The organism is Pseudomonas sp. LBUM1660 (assembly GCF_059695935.1).
The window spans coordinates 4,630,678-4,644,887 of the sequence record NZ_CP166795.1 but is presented as its reverse complement, the minus strand read 5'-3'; the positions used below and the strand labels follow the sequence as shown (position 1 = coordinate 4,644,887).

General features: G+C 60.2%; 11 protein-coding genes. 5 read left to right on the top strand and 6 right to left on the bottom strand.

Annotated elements, in window-relative coordinates:
• Nucleotides 1–300 precede the first annotated feature (300 nt).
• The 5 genes from cysM (at nt 301) to ACA068_RS21550 (ending at nt 6,459) form a co-directional block, all read left to right on the top strand.
• A complete protein-coding gene (cysM, locus tag ACA068_RS21570) occupies nt 301–1,203 on the top strand; it encodes a cysteine synthase CysM (protein WP_497304631.1) in 903 nt (300 codons plus the stop codon).
• Entirely contained in the window at nt 1,203–2,555 is a 1,353-nt protein-coding gene (rlmD, locus tag ACA068_RS21565; RefSeq protein ID WP_497304630.1) for a 23S rRNA (uracil(1939)-C(5))-methyltransferase RlmD, read from the top strand. The genes cysM and rlmD overlap by 1 nt, the downstream gene beginning before the upstream one ends.
• A 122-nt stretch (nt 2,556–2,677) precedes the next feature.
• Nucleotides 2,678–4,921, top strand: coding sequence for a GTP diphosphokinase (gene relA / locus ACA068_RS21560; protein WP_497304628.1), 2,244 nt, complete (start codon nt 2,678–2,680; stop codon nt 4,919–4,921).
• A 133-nt stretch (nt 4,922–5,054) separates the two neighbouring features.
• Entirely contained in the window at nt 5,055–5,888 is an 834-nt protein-coding gene (mazG, locus tag ACA068_RS21555) for a nucleoside triphosphate pyrophosphohydrolase (RefSeq protein WP_157711400.1), read from the top strand.
• A 28-nt stretch (nt 5,889–5,916) separates the two neighbouring features.
• On the top strand, nt 5,917–6,459 hold the full coding sequence (locus tag ACA068_RS21550) for a DUF2058 domain-containing protein (RefSeq protein WP_462004469.1): 543 nt from the start codon (nt 5,917–5,919) through the stop codon (nt 6,457–6,459).
• Between the two features lie 70 nt (nt 6,460–6,529).
• Here ACA068_RS21550 and ACA068_RS21545 read toward each other — a convergent pair whose 3' ends face one another.
• From ACA068_RS21545 to ACA068_RS21520, 6 genes are all read right to left on the bottom strand, one after another.
• Nucleotides 6,530–6,718: a hypothetical protein gene (locus ACA068_RS21545; protein WP_497304627.1), complete on the bottom strand. Its 189-nt coding sequence runs from the start codon at nt 6,716–6,718 to the stop codon at nt 6,530–6,532.
• A gap of 379 nt (nt 6,719–7,097) precedes the next feature.
• Nucleotides 7,098–8,318 carry a beta-ketoacyl-ACP synthase I gene (fabB, locus tag ACA068_RS21540; protein WP_497304625.1) on the bottom strand — a complete coding sequence of 407 codons (1,221 nt, stop codon included), beginning with the start codon at nt 8,316–8,318 and terminating at the stop codon, nt 7,098–7,100.
• Between the two features lie 11 nt (nt 8,319–8,329).
• Nucleotides 8,330–8,845 carry a 3-hydroxyacyl-[acyl-carrier-protein] dehydratase FabA gene (fabA, locus tag ACA068_RS21535; RefSeq protein ID WP_008148022.1) on the bottom strand — a complete coding sequence of 172 codons (516 nt, stop codon included), beginning with the start codon at nt 8,843–8,845 and terminating at the stop codon, nt 8,330–8,332.
• Nucleotides 8,846–9,093: 248 nt separating this feature from the next.
• Complete coding sequence (locus tag ACA068_RS21530; protein ID WP_497304623.1) at nt 9,094–10,995, bottom strand: ATP-binding protein; 1,902 nt, start codon at nt 10,993–10,995, stop codon at nt 9,094–9,096.
• Nucleotides 10,992–11,924, bottom strand: a complete 933-nt coding sequence (locus tag ACA068_RS21525) for an ABC transporter substrate-binding protein (protein WP_497304622.1) — start codon at nt 11,922–11,924, stop codon at nt 10,992–10,994. Before ACA068_RS21525 ends, ACA068_RS21530 begins: the two co-directional genes overlap by 4 nt.
• On the bottom strand, nt 11,925–14,048 hold the full coding sequence (locus ACA068_RS21520) for a TonB-dependent receptor plug domain-containing protein (protein WP_497304620.1): 2,124 nt from the start codon (nt 14,046–14,048) through the stop codon (nt 11,925–11,927).
• Nucleotides 14,049–14,210 lie beyond the last annotated feature (162 nt).

Genomic DNA, 14,210 nt, shown 5'->3' with positions numbered 1-14,210 from the left:
GATCGAGCAACCTGATCATTTTCTCCCAGTGCAAAAACCTTGTTTAACGCTGCACTGTTCAGACGCAGCGGTGTCCAGTCGGCAAAAGTGTCAGCACTGCTGACACAAACCCGCCACTCGGCGCGAGCGATGTTCAATCAAAGTTTTCGTGCTGCTGCCCAGATCTATATCGCGCAGATAGCTTAGCGTTGAAACAGCCGCTTATTCCCATAAGCCATAAGCACCGCACTTTGCGTGATATGGCCTCGGTCGGTTTGCCGGTATGATAGGCGCCCCCGCAGTCTGGATTGCGAATACGCCATGACCTTGCAGTACCCAACCATCGCCGATTGCGTCGGCAACACCCCGCTGGTCCGTTTGCAGCGCCTGCCTGGCGTTACCAGCAATACCCTTTTGCTCAAGCTCGAAGGGAATAACCCGGCGGGTTCGGTCAAGGACCGGCCGGCGCTGTCGATGATTACCCGCGCTGAATTGCGCGGGCAGATCCACGCCGGCGATACGCTGATCGAAGCGACTTCGGGTAACACCGGTATCGCGCTGGCCATGGCTGCCGCGATCAAGGGTTACAAGATGATCCTGATCATGCCGGACAACTCCAGCGCCGAACGTAAGGCCGCGATGACGGCTTATGGCGCCGAGCTGATTCTGGTGACCCAGGAAGAAGGCATGGAAGGCGCGCGCGACCTCGCTCAGCGAATGGAAGCCGAAGGCCGTGGCAAGGTGCTGGATCAGTTCGCCAACGGCGACAATCCTGAAGCGCACTACACCACCACAGGCCCGGAAATCTGGCGCCAGACCGAGGGCACCATCACTCATTTCGTCAGTTCGATGGGCACCACCGGCACCATCATGGGCGTGTCGCGCTACTTGAAAGAGCAGAACGACAACGTGCAGATCGTCGGCCTGCAACCGATGGAAGGCTCGGCAATTCCGGGCATCCGTCGCTGGCCGCAGGAATACCTGCCGAAGATTTATCAAGCCGAGCGCGTGGATCGGATCGTCGACATGGCGCAAAGCGAAGCCGAAGACGTAACCCGTCGTCTGGCTCGCGAAGAAGGCATCTTCTGCGGCGTGTCCTCAGGCGGTGCGGTGGCAGCGATGCTGCGCCTGTCCAAAGAAGTTGAAAACGCGGTGATCGTCGCGATCATCTGCGACCGTGGCGACCGTTACTTGTCGACCGGCATTTTCGACGCGCCCAACTGATGGCCAAGCAAGAGAGAGGCCTGCGCTTCCAACCCACCGGTGGCAGCAAGGCCCCGCAAATTCCCACCGGCAAAAAGCAGCGCTTGAGCATCGAGCGCCTGGCCAATGACGGTCGCGGAATCGCGTTTTTCGAAGGTCGCACCTGGTTCGTCATCGGCGCATTGGCCGGTGAAGAAATCGAGGCGCGCGTGTTGGGCGCCCACGGCAAAGTGGTCGAGGCGCGCACCGAGCGGGTGTTCCAGGCCAGCGAATTGCGTCGTCCGGCACCGTGTCCGCATGCCGGTCGTTGCGGCGGTTGCAGCGTGCAACATCTGCCGCACACCGAACAACTCGCCCTCAAACAGCGCATGCTCGCCGAGCAACTGTCCAAGGTCGCCGGTGTCGAACCCCAAGAATGGGCAGCGCCGTTGAGCGGTCCGGAATTCGGTTACCGCCGTCGTGCCCGAGTGGCGGTGCGTTGGGACATGAAGGCGAAAAAACTCGAAGTGGGTTTCCGTGCGGCGGGCAGTCAGGACATCGTGGCGATCAACGAATGCCCGGTGCTGGTCCAGCCCTTGCAGCCGATCATGACCCGCTTGCCGGAAATGCTTCGACGCTTGAGCAAACCTCAGGCGCTGGGGCATGTGGAATTGTTCGCCGGATCGTCATTGGCGGTTTTGCTGCGACACATGGCGCCGTTGTCCGACGCCGACATGACGATCCTCAAGGATTTCTGCGCGTTCCATGAGGCCCAGTTGTGGCTGCACGGAGAAGGTGAACCGCAACCGGTCGAGGCTGATCAGTCGCTGGGGTATCGCCTTGAGCAGTGGGATCTGAACCTGGCGTATCGGCCGGGTGATTTCATCCAGGTCAATGCCGGGGTCAACGAAGCGATGATTGCCCAAGCGCTGGACTGGTTGAAGCCGACGTCGGAAGAGCGGGTTCTCGATCTATTCTGTGGGTTAGGCAACTTTGCATTACCGCTGGCCAAAGCCGTTCGTGAAGTGGTCGCAATCGAAGGCGTACAAGCGATGGTCGAGCGGGCCGCTGAAAACGCGGCTAGCAATAATCTGCATAACGCCCATTTTTTTCAGGCCGATTTATCCCAGCCTTTGACCGATGCCGAATGGGCGCGCGAAGGCTTTTGTGCGGTACTCTTGGACCCACCGCGTGACGGTGCTTTCGAGGTCGTGCGCAAGCTGGCGTCCCTGGGCGCCAAGCGGTTGGTGTACGTGTCGTGCAACCCGGCAACGCTGGCGCGCGATACGGTCGAATTGATCAAGCAGGGCTACCGGTTAAAACGTGCCGGGATTCTCGATATGTTTCCTCAGACGGCACATGTCGAGGCCATGGCGTTATTTGAAGCGAGCTAGGACGGCTCGTCTGGTCCGACTGGCCGCCCGTGCAGCTCTTGCAGTAGCCCCGTGAGGGCAATCGGGCAATGAAGGTCAGCGATTTGACGCATTGAATCTGCGTCGTAGGGAAGGTAAGCAAGATGGTACAGGTGAGAGCACACCAGCCGATCAACACCGACGGCAGTATCAATCTCGAGGCTTGGCTCGATCATGCGGTCAGTGTCGATCTGGCACTGGATCGCGAAGCCTTGAAGGATGCGTGCGAGTTCGCTCGCACGTCTGAACAACAAGCCAATGCGGCGAAGAATCTATGGTCCGAAGGGACCTCGAGTTTCCGCACCGGCCTTGAGATCGCCGAGATTCTCGCCGACCTCAAACTGGATCAGGATTCGTTGGTCGCGGCGGTCCTGTACCGCGGCGTGCGCGAAGGCCAGATCGAACTGCCGGCGGTCAGCCAGCGCTTCGGTCCGGTGGTCGCCAAACTGATCGACGGCGTGTTGCGCATGGCGGCGATCAGCGCCAGCCTGAGCCCCCGTCAATCGCTGGTGCTGGGAACCCAGGGCCAGGTCGAGAACCTGCGCAAGATGCTCGTGGCGATGGTCGACGACGTTCGCGTCGCGCTGATCAAATTGGCCGAACGCACCTGCGCGATCCGTGCGGTGAAAACCGCGGACGACGAAAAGCGTAATCGCGTTGCCCGTGAAGTCTTCGACATTTACGCGCCGCTGGCTCACCGTCTCGGTATCGGTCATATCAAATGGGAACTGGAGGATTTGTCCTTCCGTTACCTCGAGCCCGATCAGTACAAGCAGATCGCCAAGTTGCTCCATGAGCGGCGTCTGGATCGCGAGCGCTTCATCGCCGACGTGATGACCCAGCTCAAAGACGAACTGCAGGCCACCGGTGTCGATGCCGACATCAGCGGCCGGGCCAAACACATCTATTCGATCTGGCGCAAAATGCAGCGCAAGGGGCTGGAGTTCAGCCAGATCTACGACGTGCGCGCCGTGCGTGTGCTGGTGCCGGAAATGCGCGACTGCTACACCGCGCTGGGTATCGTCCACACGTTGTGGCGGCACATCCCGAAGGAATTCGACGACTACATCGCCAACCCGAAAGAGAACGGCTACCGCTCGCTGCACACTGCGGTGATCGGCCCCGAGGGCAAGGTGCTGGAAGTGCAGATCCGCACCCACGCCATGCACGAAGAAGCCGAACTGGGCGTGTGCGCGCACTGGAAGTACAAGGGCACCGACGTCAAGTCTGGCTCCAATCACTACGAAGAGAAAATCTCCTGGCTGCGTCAGGTGCTCGAGTGGCATGAAGAGCTGGGCGATATCGGTGGTCTGGCCGAACAACTGCGGGTCGATATCGAGCCGGACCGGGTCTACATCTTCACCCCGGACGGTCACGCCATCGACTTGCCGAAGGGCGCGACGCCGCTGGACTTCGCCTACCGCGTGCACACCGAAATCGGTCACAACTGCCGTGGCGCGAAGATCAACGGGCGCATCGTACCGCTCAACTACAGCCTGCAAACCGGTGAGCAGGTCGAGATCATCACCAGCAAGCACGGCACGCCGAGCCGCGACTGGCTGAACCCGAACCTGGGTTACATCACCACCTCGCGGGCACGGGCGAAGATCGTCCATTGGTTCAAATTGCAGGCTCGCGATCAGAACGTCGCGGCAGGTAAAACCTTGCTCGAACGTGAACTCAGTCGTCTTGGCTTGCCAGCGGTGGACTTCGACAAGCTGGCCGACAAGGCCAACATGAAGACCGCCGAGGACATGTACGCCGCGTTGGGCGCCGGCGATTTGCGCCTGGCGCAACTGGTGAACCTGGCGCAACAACTGGTCGAGCCGGAACGCGGCAACGAGCAGCTGGAACTGATCCCGCGCAAAGCCACCGGCTACAAACCGGGCAAGCGCGGGGACATCCAGATCCAGGGCGTCGGCAACCTGATGACGCAAATGGCCGGCTGCTGCCAGCCGTTGCCGGGGGATGCCATCGTCGGATACATCACCCAGGGCCGTGGCGTGAGCATTCACCGTCAGGATTGCGCCTCGGTGCTGCAACTGGGCGGACGCGAGCCAGAGCGGATCATCCAGGTCAGCTGGGGCCCGGTGCCGGTGCTCACCTACCCGGTGGACATCATCATCCGCGCCTACGACCGTTCCGGGTTGCTGCGCGACGTCTCGCAAGTGCTGCTCAATGAACGGATCAACGTGCTGGCGGTCAACACCCGCTCGAACAAAGAGGACAACACTGCGCTGATGTCCCTGACCATCGAGATTCCGGGGCTGGATGCACTGGGGCGGTTGCTGGGACGGATTTCCCAACTGCCGAACATCATCGAAACCCGGCGTAACCGCACGCCGTGATGATGATCCCTGTAGGAGCGAGGCTTGCCCGCGAAGGCACCATACCTGACACACCGCCTTCGCGGGCAAGCCTCGCTCCTACAGGGTTACGGTTGCGCCCGACATACCGCATTGCAGATGTAGAGATTGATTGATGTATTCACTTGAAGACTTGCTGCACCTGATGAGCCGTCTGCGTGACCCGCAGTTCGGCTGTCCGTGGGATATCAAGCAAACCTACGCCACCATCGTCCCGCACACCCTTGAGGAAGCCTACGAAGTCGCTGACGCGATCGAGCGTGGTGACTTCGATCATTTGCAGGGTGAGTTGGGCGATTTGCTGTTCCAGGTGGTTTATTACAGCCAACTGGCCCGGGAAGAAGGGCGCTTCGAATTCGCCGGCGTGATCGATAGCATCACCCGCAAGCTGATCCGTCGTCATCCTCATGTGTTCCCGACCGGCGATCTGTACGCGCCGCTGGATGTTCCGCGTCTGAGTGAAGAACAGGTCAAGCAGCGCTGGGAAGAGATCAAGGCTGAAGAACGCGCCGAGAAATCATCCGCGCCCGAACAGCTGTCCTTGCTCGACGATGTACCCGCCGCGCTGCCAGCATTGTCCCGCTCAGCGAAGTTGCAAAAGCGCGCGGGGCAGGTCGGTTTCGACTGGCCGGACGCCTTGCCGGTGCTGGACAAGGTCCGCGAGGAACTTGATGAGGTGCTCGAAGCCATGGCCGACAATGACTCGGCAGCGATTGCCGATGAAGTCGGTGACCTGCTGTTTTCCGTGGTCAATCTGGCGCGTCATTTGAAGGTCGATCCGGAAACTGCACTGCGTGGCGCCAACAGCAAGTTCGAAAGACGCTTCCGTTTTATCGAACAGGCATTGCGCGACACCCACCGTCCCATGGAAGATTGCACCCTCGAAGAGTTGGACGCCTTGTGGGGCGAAGCCAAACGTCAGGAAAAGAATTTGCCCAGCTGCGGTTGAGCAGTGGCCTAAGTGAGAAATAAGCACCATGAGCATTTCCCTTCGCGACCAGTTGCTCAAAGCAGGGCTGGTCAACCAAAAGCAGGCCAAACAGGTCGGCAAAGAGAAGCAGAAGCAGCAACGCCTGGCCCATAAAGGCCAGATTGAACTCGATGACTCACAGCAGCGAGCGGCTCAGGAAGCCATGGCCGAGAAGGTCAAGCGCGATCAGGAACTGAACCGCCAGCAACAGGAGAAAGCCGAGGCAAAGGCCCGTGCGGCCCAGGTCAAACAATTGATCGAAGTCTCGCGCCTGCCGAAGTTGACCACCGAGGACTACTACAACTTCGTTGACGACAAGAAGGTCAAGCGCATCTCCGTCAACACCCTGATGCGCAACCAGCTGAGCAATGGCTTCCTGGCGATCGTGCACCATGCCGGCGGGTACGAAGTGATCCCGCGTGAGGCGGCCCTGAAGATCCAGGAGCGCGACCCGCAGCGGATCGTGCAGCTGAACGTCAAGACTGAAGAAGTCGCTGCCGAAGATGATCCATACGCGGCCTATCAGATCCCTGATGATCTGATGTGGTAAGCCTTTAAAGGCTTCTACAACGACAAACCCCGCTCATGGCGGGGTTTGTCGTTTTCAATGCTGTCATTGCTTATGCGGATCGGAGCGCTCGTTGCTGCTCCAGTTTTTCCAGTTCGGCCTTGTAGCTGTGGGCGTCGGTTTCGGAATGAAACATCCCCACCAGCATGTCTTGTTGATGTACATCCCAGATACGGATACCGGCGGCTATGCCTTCATGGGATTTATGTGAATCGTCGCGTTCAGTTACTTTTACAGTCATCTGCTAGCTCCAATCTCTGTTATCTGCAGCAAGGCGTGTGCAGGACTCTGTTATATGTTTGGTTAGCCTGCTAAGTAAACGACTGGGTTCGGTAACGAATTTTTGCGAAATCGGCAAAAGTCCTGCAGCCCGCCAAACACGCGGCATTCGGTCACAGGGCATTGAGTTTCATGACAAAAGCTTCATGTTCGCCGTGAATATATCGCGGGTAGAACACGCTACCTGTAGGAGCCAGGCTTGCCGGCGAAGGCGTCCTTGAATGCGCCTTCGCCGGCAAGCCTGGCTCCTACAAAAAGCATTGCAGTGCACATTTTTCAGGCACAAAAAAAACGCCCCGAACCAGTCGGGGCGTTTTTGTTTGCTGCGAGACGGCGGGGTATTACTTACCGGTCCAGCGCTTCAGTACCAGGGTGGCGTTGGTGCCACCGAAGCCGAAGCTGTTGCTCATCACGGTGTTGATGGTGGCGTCTTCGCGCGTCTTGGTCAGGATCGGCATGTCTGCCACTTCCGGGTCCAATTCTTCGATGTTGGCGGAACCCGCCATGAAGTTGCCTTCCATCATCAGCATGCAGTAGATCGCTTCGTGAACGCCGGCGGCGCCCAGGGAGTGACCCGACAGGCTCTTGGTGGAGCTGATGGCCGGGGCCTTGTCGCCGAACACTTCACGCACACCTTTCATTTCCGCGACGTCGCCGACCGGAGTCGAAGTGCCGTGGGTGTTCAGGTAGTCGATTGGAGTATCAACGGTGGACATGGCCATCTGCATGCAGCGGATGGCGCCTTCGCCGCTTGGGGCGACCATGTCGTAGCCGTCGGAGGTCGCGCCGTAGCCAACGATTTCCGCGTAGATCTTCGCGCCGCGTGCCAGAGCGTGTTCCAGCTCTTCGACCACGACCATGCCGCCACCACCGGCGATGACGAAACCGTCACGCTTGGCGTCGTAGGCACGGGAAGCTTTTTCCGGGGTTTCGTTGTACTGGCTGGACAGTGCGCCCATGGCGTCGAACAGGAACGACTGGCTCCAATGCTCTTCTTCACCGCCGCCGGCGAACACGACGTCCTGCTTGCCCATCTGGATCTGCTCCATGGCGTTGCCGATGCAGTGAGCACTGGTGGCGCAGGCAGAAGCGATGGAGTAATTCAGGCCCTTGATCTTGAACGGCGTGGCCAGGCAAGCGGAAACGGTGCTGCTCATGGTCCGCGTGACGCGGTATGGGCCAACGCGCTTCACGCCTTTCTCGCGCAGGATGTCCAGCGCTTCCATCTGATTCAGCGTGGAGGCGCCACCGGAACCGGCGATCAGGCCGGTACGCGGGTTGGAGACTTGCTCATCGCTCAGGCCGGAGTCTGCGATGGCGTCTTTCATGGCCAGGTAGGCGTAAGCCGCCGCGTGGCCGACGAAGCGATAGATCTTGCGATCGATCAGCTCTTCGAGGGGAAGGTCAATGGAGCCGGAAACCTGGCTACGCAGACCCATTTCGGCATATTCCGGGTTGAACCGGATGCCAGGGCGGCTTGCACGCAGGTTAGCGGAGACGGTCTCTTTGTCATTGCCCAGGCACGATACGATGCCCAGACCAGTGATAACGACGCGGCGCATGCGGATAACCCTTAGAAGTTGTCAGTGGAGGTGAAAACGCCGACCCGAAGGCCTTCGGCGGTGTAGATCTCGCGGCCGTCGACACTGACCGAACCATCGGCGATGGCCAGGTTCAGCTTGCCTTTCAACACGCGCTTGATCTGAATGTTATAGGTGACTTTCTTGGCGGTCGGCAGGACCTGACCAAAGAATTTTACTTCGCCCGAACCCAGCGCACGGCCACGGCCCGGCAGACCTTGCCAGCCGAGGAAGAAACCGACCAGTTGCCACATGGCGTCGAGGCCCAGGCAGCCTGGCATCACCGGATCACCTTCGAAGTGGCAGGCGAAAAACCACAGGTCCGGAGTGATATCCAGCTCGGCGACCAATTCACCTTTGCCGTACTTGCCACCCTCGGCACTGATATGGGTGATGCGATCCACCATCAGCATGTTCGGGGCGGGCAGTTGTGCGTTACCTGGGCCGAACAGCTCACCGCGACTGCAGCGCAGCAGGTCTTCCCGAGTAAAGGCGTTTTGTTGGGTCATGCGAGCTCCTCAATAGTCCCATGCGGCAGGGTGGGGCAAATCTTCCCGGCCGACCGAGGCGTTCATGCCTCGAGTCAGCAGCCTACTCATAGACTATTGCGTTGTGGTGAAAGTCACAGCACCAAGGACATGAATGTACACTTGTGCACTGAAATTATTATTCAAGCCCCTTTTCGGGCCTGTTCGGGTGCCTAAGACTGCCGCACTTTCGCCTTTCACGCCAGTCGCAGATGGTCGAAAGGCCTGCACTACTGCACCCAGCGCTGCAGAATTTGCTGCAGATCAGCGCGTTTGAAGGGCTTGGCCAGGTAATCGTTCATTCCAGCCGATAAACAGGCTTCACGGTCGCCCTGCAACGCATTGGCGGTCAGGGCGATGATCGGCAAGTCCACGCAGCCGGGCAGCAGACGAATGTGGCGGGTTGCTTCATAGCCGTCGATGATCGGCAGTCGGCAATCCATCAGAATCGCTTCGAACATCAGGCTCTCGGCACTGCGTATCGCCTGCGCGCCATCGGTCGCGACGCTGACAGTAAAGCCCAGACTGCGCAACATTGCTTCGATGACCGTCTGGTTGACCGGGTTGTCCTCCACCAGCAGCACATTGCGCCCTTCGCCATGGCCGTCGCCGGCCTGTGTGCGTGGCTTCAATTGCGGCAGTGACTGCTTATGAAGGGCCAGAGGAATTTCCAGGGTGAACACCGAGCCCAGGCCTTCTTCGCTCTGGGCGCGCAAGGTGCCGCCCATGCGTTCGGCCAGGGTGCGGGCAATCGGCAATCCCAGCCCGGTGCCGCCGTAACGCCTTGAAATAGAACTGTCGGCCTGCTGGAACGCATTGAACATCAATTCCAGGCTTTCGGCCGAAATGCCAATCCCGCTGTCGCGCACGGTGCAAGTGAACCACAGCAGTTCGTGATCCAGGGACTGCCATTGCGGTTCGATACTGACGCGGCCTTGCTCGGTGAACTTCAGTGCATTGCCGATCAGGTTGACCAGAATCTGCCGGATCCGCGTCGGGTCGCCCTGAACCTGCAAGGCGCGCATGTCCTCGGGAATCGCCAAGGCCAGATCGAGCCCACGTTGCGCCGCGCTGTGCTGGAACGACTGGGCGCAGCTGCTGATCAGATCCGCGAGGTTGAACGGAATGTGTTCAAGCTCCAGTTCCGAACGCTCGATGCGCGAGAAGTCGAGAATGTCGTTGATGACTTTGAGCAGGTGTTCGGTCGACTCCGAAGCCAGCGCCGCATACTCGATCTGCTCCTCGGTCATGTCGGTGGTTTCCAGCAGTTGCAGCATGCCCAGCACGCCATTCATCGGTGTGCGCAGTTCGTGGCTCATCATTGCCAGGAAGTCGGACTTGGCATTGTTGGCCTTCTCCGCTTCTTCGCGGGTCTGGATCAATTGCGCCATGGCCTGATGCTGCTCACGGCTGGCCTGCTCGAGACCCTGCGCGAGGTTGTTGATGTGCTGCGACAACGCGCCCAACTCAGTGTCATCGACGATCGGCAGCGGCGTTTTGTAGTCGCCGTCCTGGATCGCCTTCACGGCGTGGCCGATGTCGCGGATCGGCTGCGACAGGCTGCCGGCAAGGCGCCGGGCCACCAGAAAGGTAAACAGCAGCGCGAACAAAGCGAGAATCCCTGCCTTGAACAGGATTTCCTGCTGGCGCTGGCTGAAGGCGTCGTTGGACAAGCCGACGATCACCCGGCCCAGATAGTCCTCGGGCGGGGCCGAGTTGGCGGCTTTGCTGCCCTGGAAGAAATCATTGTTCAGCGCGATCCGTTGCAGCCGCACTGGCGCCTGGAATACTTCGACCTGGTGCGAGCGGGCATGGGTTTCCGACGGTTGCTCGACGTACACCAGAATACGGTTGGCGCTGTCCTGGACTTCGAGAAAACGCACGTTGGGCGTGGCCAGCGTGGCCTTCAGCAAACTTTCGAGGACCTCGTTGTTGCCCGAGATCACCCCGTATTCCGTGGCGGGGGCCAGTTGGTTGGCGATCAGCTGGCCGGTGTGGTTGAGCTCCTGGCGCAGGTCCTGGATCCGCACGAAGGTGAAGAAACTGATCAGCAGCAACGTCAGCAACAGGGCGGGGCCGAGGCTGATGATCTGTGTGCGGGTGTTGATGTCCCAACCGCGACGGAAGGTCATGGGCGGCTTTCTCCTTCGGCCAACTGTGTTGCGACAGATGCATCATTCATCTGTTCAATCCCTAATGAACGAGCCACTTGCGGGTTACTCAAGACTTTAAAGTGTTGCGGATAGAGCATCCGCGGCCAATTCGTCGTAGGTCGGTCGAGCAATTCGTCGAGCACCGCCAGCCAATCACTCTGATCGCTGTAGGTGCTGGCCAGGCTGCCGGCCTTGACGAAGGCTGCGTTGGGACCGACCAGCGCCAGTTGCCGCGCGTAGCTGCTCAGTAAAAGGTTTTTCGCGGTTTTCGGGTTGTACAAATCGGGATCGTCCAGGCCCAGCAGCACGTCGCTGTTTTTCAGCAACGTCTGCAAGGGACGGCTGTCATTGGTGTTGTCCCAGCGTTCCGTGACCAGTTCAAACCCTAGGGGGTGGGCGGCCCGATGCAGTTCTTCCAGGAGGAATTCGCTGTGACTGTCGTACAGCACGCCAACCCGGCGTGCCTGGGGCAGGACAAGTCGGGTCAGGCGCAGTTGCCGATCCAGTGGCGGATCACTCCATAGCAGGCTGAGCTGCGGCGGCAGGTTCGTGCCAAAGCGTTGCCGGGCTTGCAGGCGGCTGATGCGCAGCACCAGCGTCGCCGGGCCTTTGGCCTCTTGCAGGCGCCAGTCGAGGCTCGGCAGATCGAGCAGAATCAAGCGAGTGGCGGCCGGCAGTTTGCCGGGCGCCGGAAGGCTCGCCAGTGGCTGGAAGCGCACGTTATCCGTGGGGCGCAGTTCGCTCAGTGCCTGCGCGAAGGATTGCACGCCGGGACTGTCTTCGGCGCCGGTCAGCAGAATGTCGGCGGCCTGAATCGGCAGGCTGCCGAGCAAGCTGGCAAACACCAGGCACAACCCTGCCAGCAGGCGGCCAAGGGTTGGCGACTTCCGCGACAGGCGATGCAGCATTTAAAACGTCAGCTCCGCGCTGAAGTAGAGCACCCGGCGCTCGTCGTAGTTGTTGTCGACGAAGGTGGTGGGTTGATTGTCGAGGCGCTGCTGGAGCACGCCGGCCAGTTCCAGATTGGCCTTGCCCAGGCCGATGCGTTTGGCGATGCGCGTGTCGACGCGTTCGAAGCGGTAACCGTTGAGGGCGTCGTCCCCGTAATAGAAGAGGGCGCTGTTCCAGCCGTGGCCCCAGTTGCGCAGCCAACCGGCGGAACCGCTGTTGCGCGCCGTCAGTCGCTCATCCTGTGGATTGCTCGCCTCGGCATCGACGTAGGCGTAAGTCAGGCGCAGGCGGTCGGCGCTGCTCAGGCGCCAGTCCAGCTGGGTTTCCGCGCCCTTGAAACGCGAGCTGTTGGAATTGCTGGCGATGTACTGATTGTTGCGCAGGGGTTCGCTGATCATGCCGCTGATTTCGTCGTAGAACAGCTTTACATCGACCGTCAGCCCAAGCTCCGCGAAGTAGCCGTTGTAGCCCAGCTCGCGCGAACGCATGCGTTCTTGTTCGAGGTCGCCGGGGCCGCGGGTCTTGACGAAATACCGGGCGCTGGTCTGGCCGTAGGCACTGGGCCGCAGGTTGGTCACCTGGTAACTCCAGTTGACGTTGTTCTCGAACATGTCCGGTGAGCGGATGGCTTCCGAATACACGGCGCGCAGGCCATGACGCGGGTTGATCAGGTAATTGACCGCCACCCGCGGGGTCAGCGAGCTGCCGGTCAATTGCGTGTCTTCGAACATCGCGCCGCCCTGCAGCAACCAGTGCTCGGTGGCGCGCCACTCGAGTTGGCCGAATGCCCGCCAGGTGGTGTCGTCGAGCGTGCCATTGAAGTAGGTCTCGGAATCTGCCCGGTCGTAACGATAGTTCATGCCGCTGACCAGGCGCAGACTGTCGGACAGGCTGAGGGTGTCTTGCAGTTCAAGGTCGTAGCGCGTTTCCCGGGCGCTCTGGTCGATATCGCCACAGAGGGTTTGCCGGGCGCCGTTGCGCCATTGCGCCAGCACTTGATTACCCAGTGCACGTTCCGCCACCGTGCCGGCGGGTGCACCAGGGCCGGTAAATCGCTCGATGTTGCGCGCCAGGCGTTCGGTGTAGTTCGGGTTGAGCTGCCAGAGTTCGGTCAGTTCAGGGCTGAACGAAACTTCGGCATCACAGGCACGCCAGGTCTGCTGGCGGTCCCAATGCTGCGCCGACCCCTGGATATAAAGGCTGTGATCAGGATTGATGTCCAGGTTCCAGCGCAACGAACCGGCGTAGTCCTTGGCAACGACGTCGGAATTGTTCCCGGCAGCGGTAATCCCGGAGAACACCGGGCGGTAGGTATAAGGCCGCTGGTTGCTTCCGTCCTTGGCGTTCAACTGCCAGTCGATGCTTTGGTTTTCACTCAGCGTCTGGCTGACGGCAAGGTTGAAGCGGTTCAAACGGCGACTGTCGCGATAATCGGCACCGTTGCGGTGGGTATCGAAGCCATCATCTTCTTGGCCGGACAGCGACAAGCGCAGGTCGCCGCCGTCCCAACCCAGGCCCTGGCTGGCATAAAAGTCATTGATGCCGCGCTGACCACGGGTGACTTTCATCCGCGTGCCGTGGCTGTCGGCCGGGTTGCGCGTGATGATGTTGACCACCGCCATCAGCGCGTTGGCGCCATAGCTGACCGTGTTGGGGCCGCGGAAAACCTCGATGCGCTCGATGTCTTCCATGGCCACCGGAATATCACTCCAGTCCACCGTGGCCAGGCCGGCGCGGTACACCGAACGGCCGTCGATCAGCACCTGCATGCGCCGCGCTTCCGTAGCGTTGGTGCCGTGGTAGTTCACCGCCGCCTGGTTGCCGCTGATACTGCCGACCATCATGCCTGGCACCAGGCGCAGCAATTCGCTGATATCCCGCGCGCCACTGGCGTTGATCAGTTCGCTGTCGATCACCGTCATGCTTCCCGGGACGGCGGCCGGCGACTGCTTCAGGCGGGTGGCCGTGAGCACTTGCGGCAGCGGTTCGTTGTCGAGAAACAAGTCGTCGGCCAGCAATGGCGAGCTGAAAAGCAGGGCCAGAACCAGCGGCGAGCGGGGTGAAGGAGAGCCAAACGACACGAAACGTCCTTGATAGTGATGAGATGGCGCGCATGTTAACCGAGCTGATCGACTTTTCCATTCACGATGCCGGCATTTTCCTAGGATTTATTGGTCTTCTTCCTACAAGTGCCGGTAATTGATACGGGGGCTGGCCGCCACTGGGACGCTCCGTATAATGCC

Excerpts from the sequence above, each read along its gene's own strand:
- fabB (WP_497304625.1), bottom strand. The coding sequence starts at position 8,318 with ATGCGCCGCGTCGTTATCACTGGTCTGGGCATCGTATCGTGCCTGGGC.
- relA (WP_497304628.1), top strand. The coding sequence starts at position 2,678 with ATGGTACAGGTGAGAGCACACCAGCCGATCAACACCGACGGCAGTATC.
- rlmD (WP_497304630.1), top strand. The coding sequence starts at position 1,203 with ATGGCCAAGCAAGAGAGAGGCCTGCGCTTCCAACCCACCGGTGGCAGC.
- cysM (WP_497304631.1), top strand. The coding sequence starts at position 301 with ATGACCTTGCAGTACCCAACCATCGCCGATTGCGTCGGCAACACCCCG.
- ACA068_RS21525 (WP_497304622.1), bottom strand. The coding sequence starts at position 11,924 with ATGCTGCATCGCCTGTCGCGGAAGTCGCCAACCCTTGGCCGCCTGCTG.
- mazG (WP_157711400.1), top strand. The coding sequence starts at position 5,055 with ATGTATTCACTTGAAGACTTGCTGCACCTGATGAGCCGTCTGCGTGAC.
- fabA (WP_008148022.1), bottom strand. The coding sequence starts at position 8,845 with ATGACCCAACAAAACGCCTTTACTCGGGAAGACCTGCTGCGCTGCAGT.
- ACA068_RS21550 (WP_462004469.1), top strand. The coding sequence starts at position 5,917 with ATGAGCATTTCCCTTCGCGACCAGTTGCTCAAAGCAGGGCTGGTCAAC.
- ACA068_RS21545 (WP_497304627.1), bottom strand. The coding sequence starts at position 6,718 with ATGACTGTAAAAGTAACTGAACGCGACGATTCACATAAATCCCATGAA.
- ACA068_RS21530 (WP_497304623.1), bottom strand. The coding sequence starts at position 10,995 with ATGACCTTCCGTCGCGGTTGGGACATCAACACCCGCACACAGATCATC.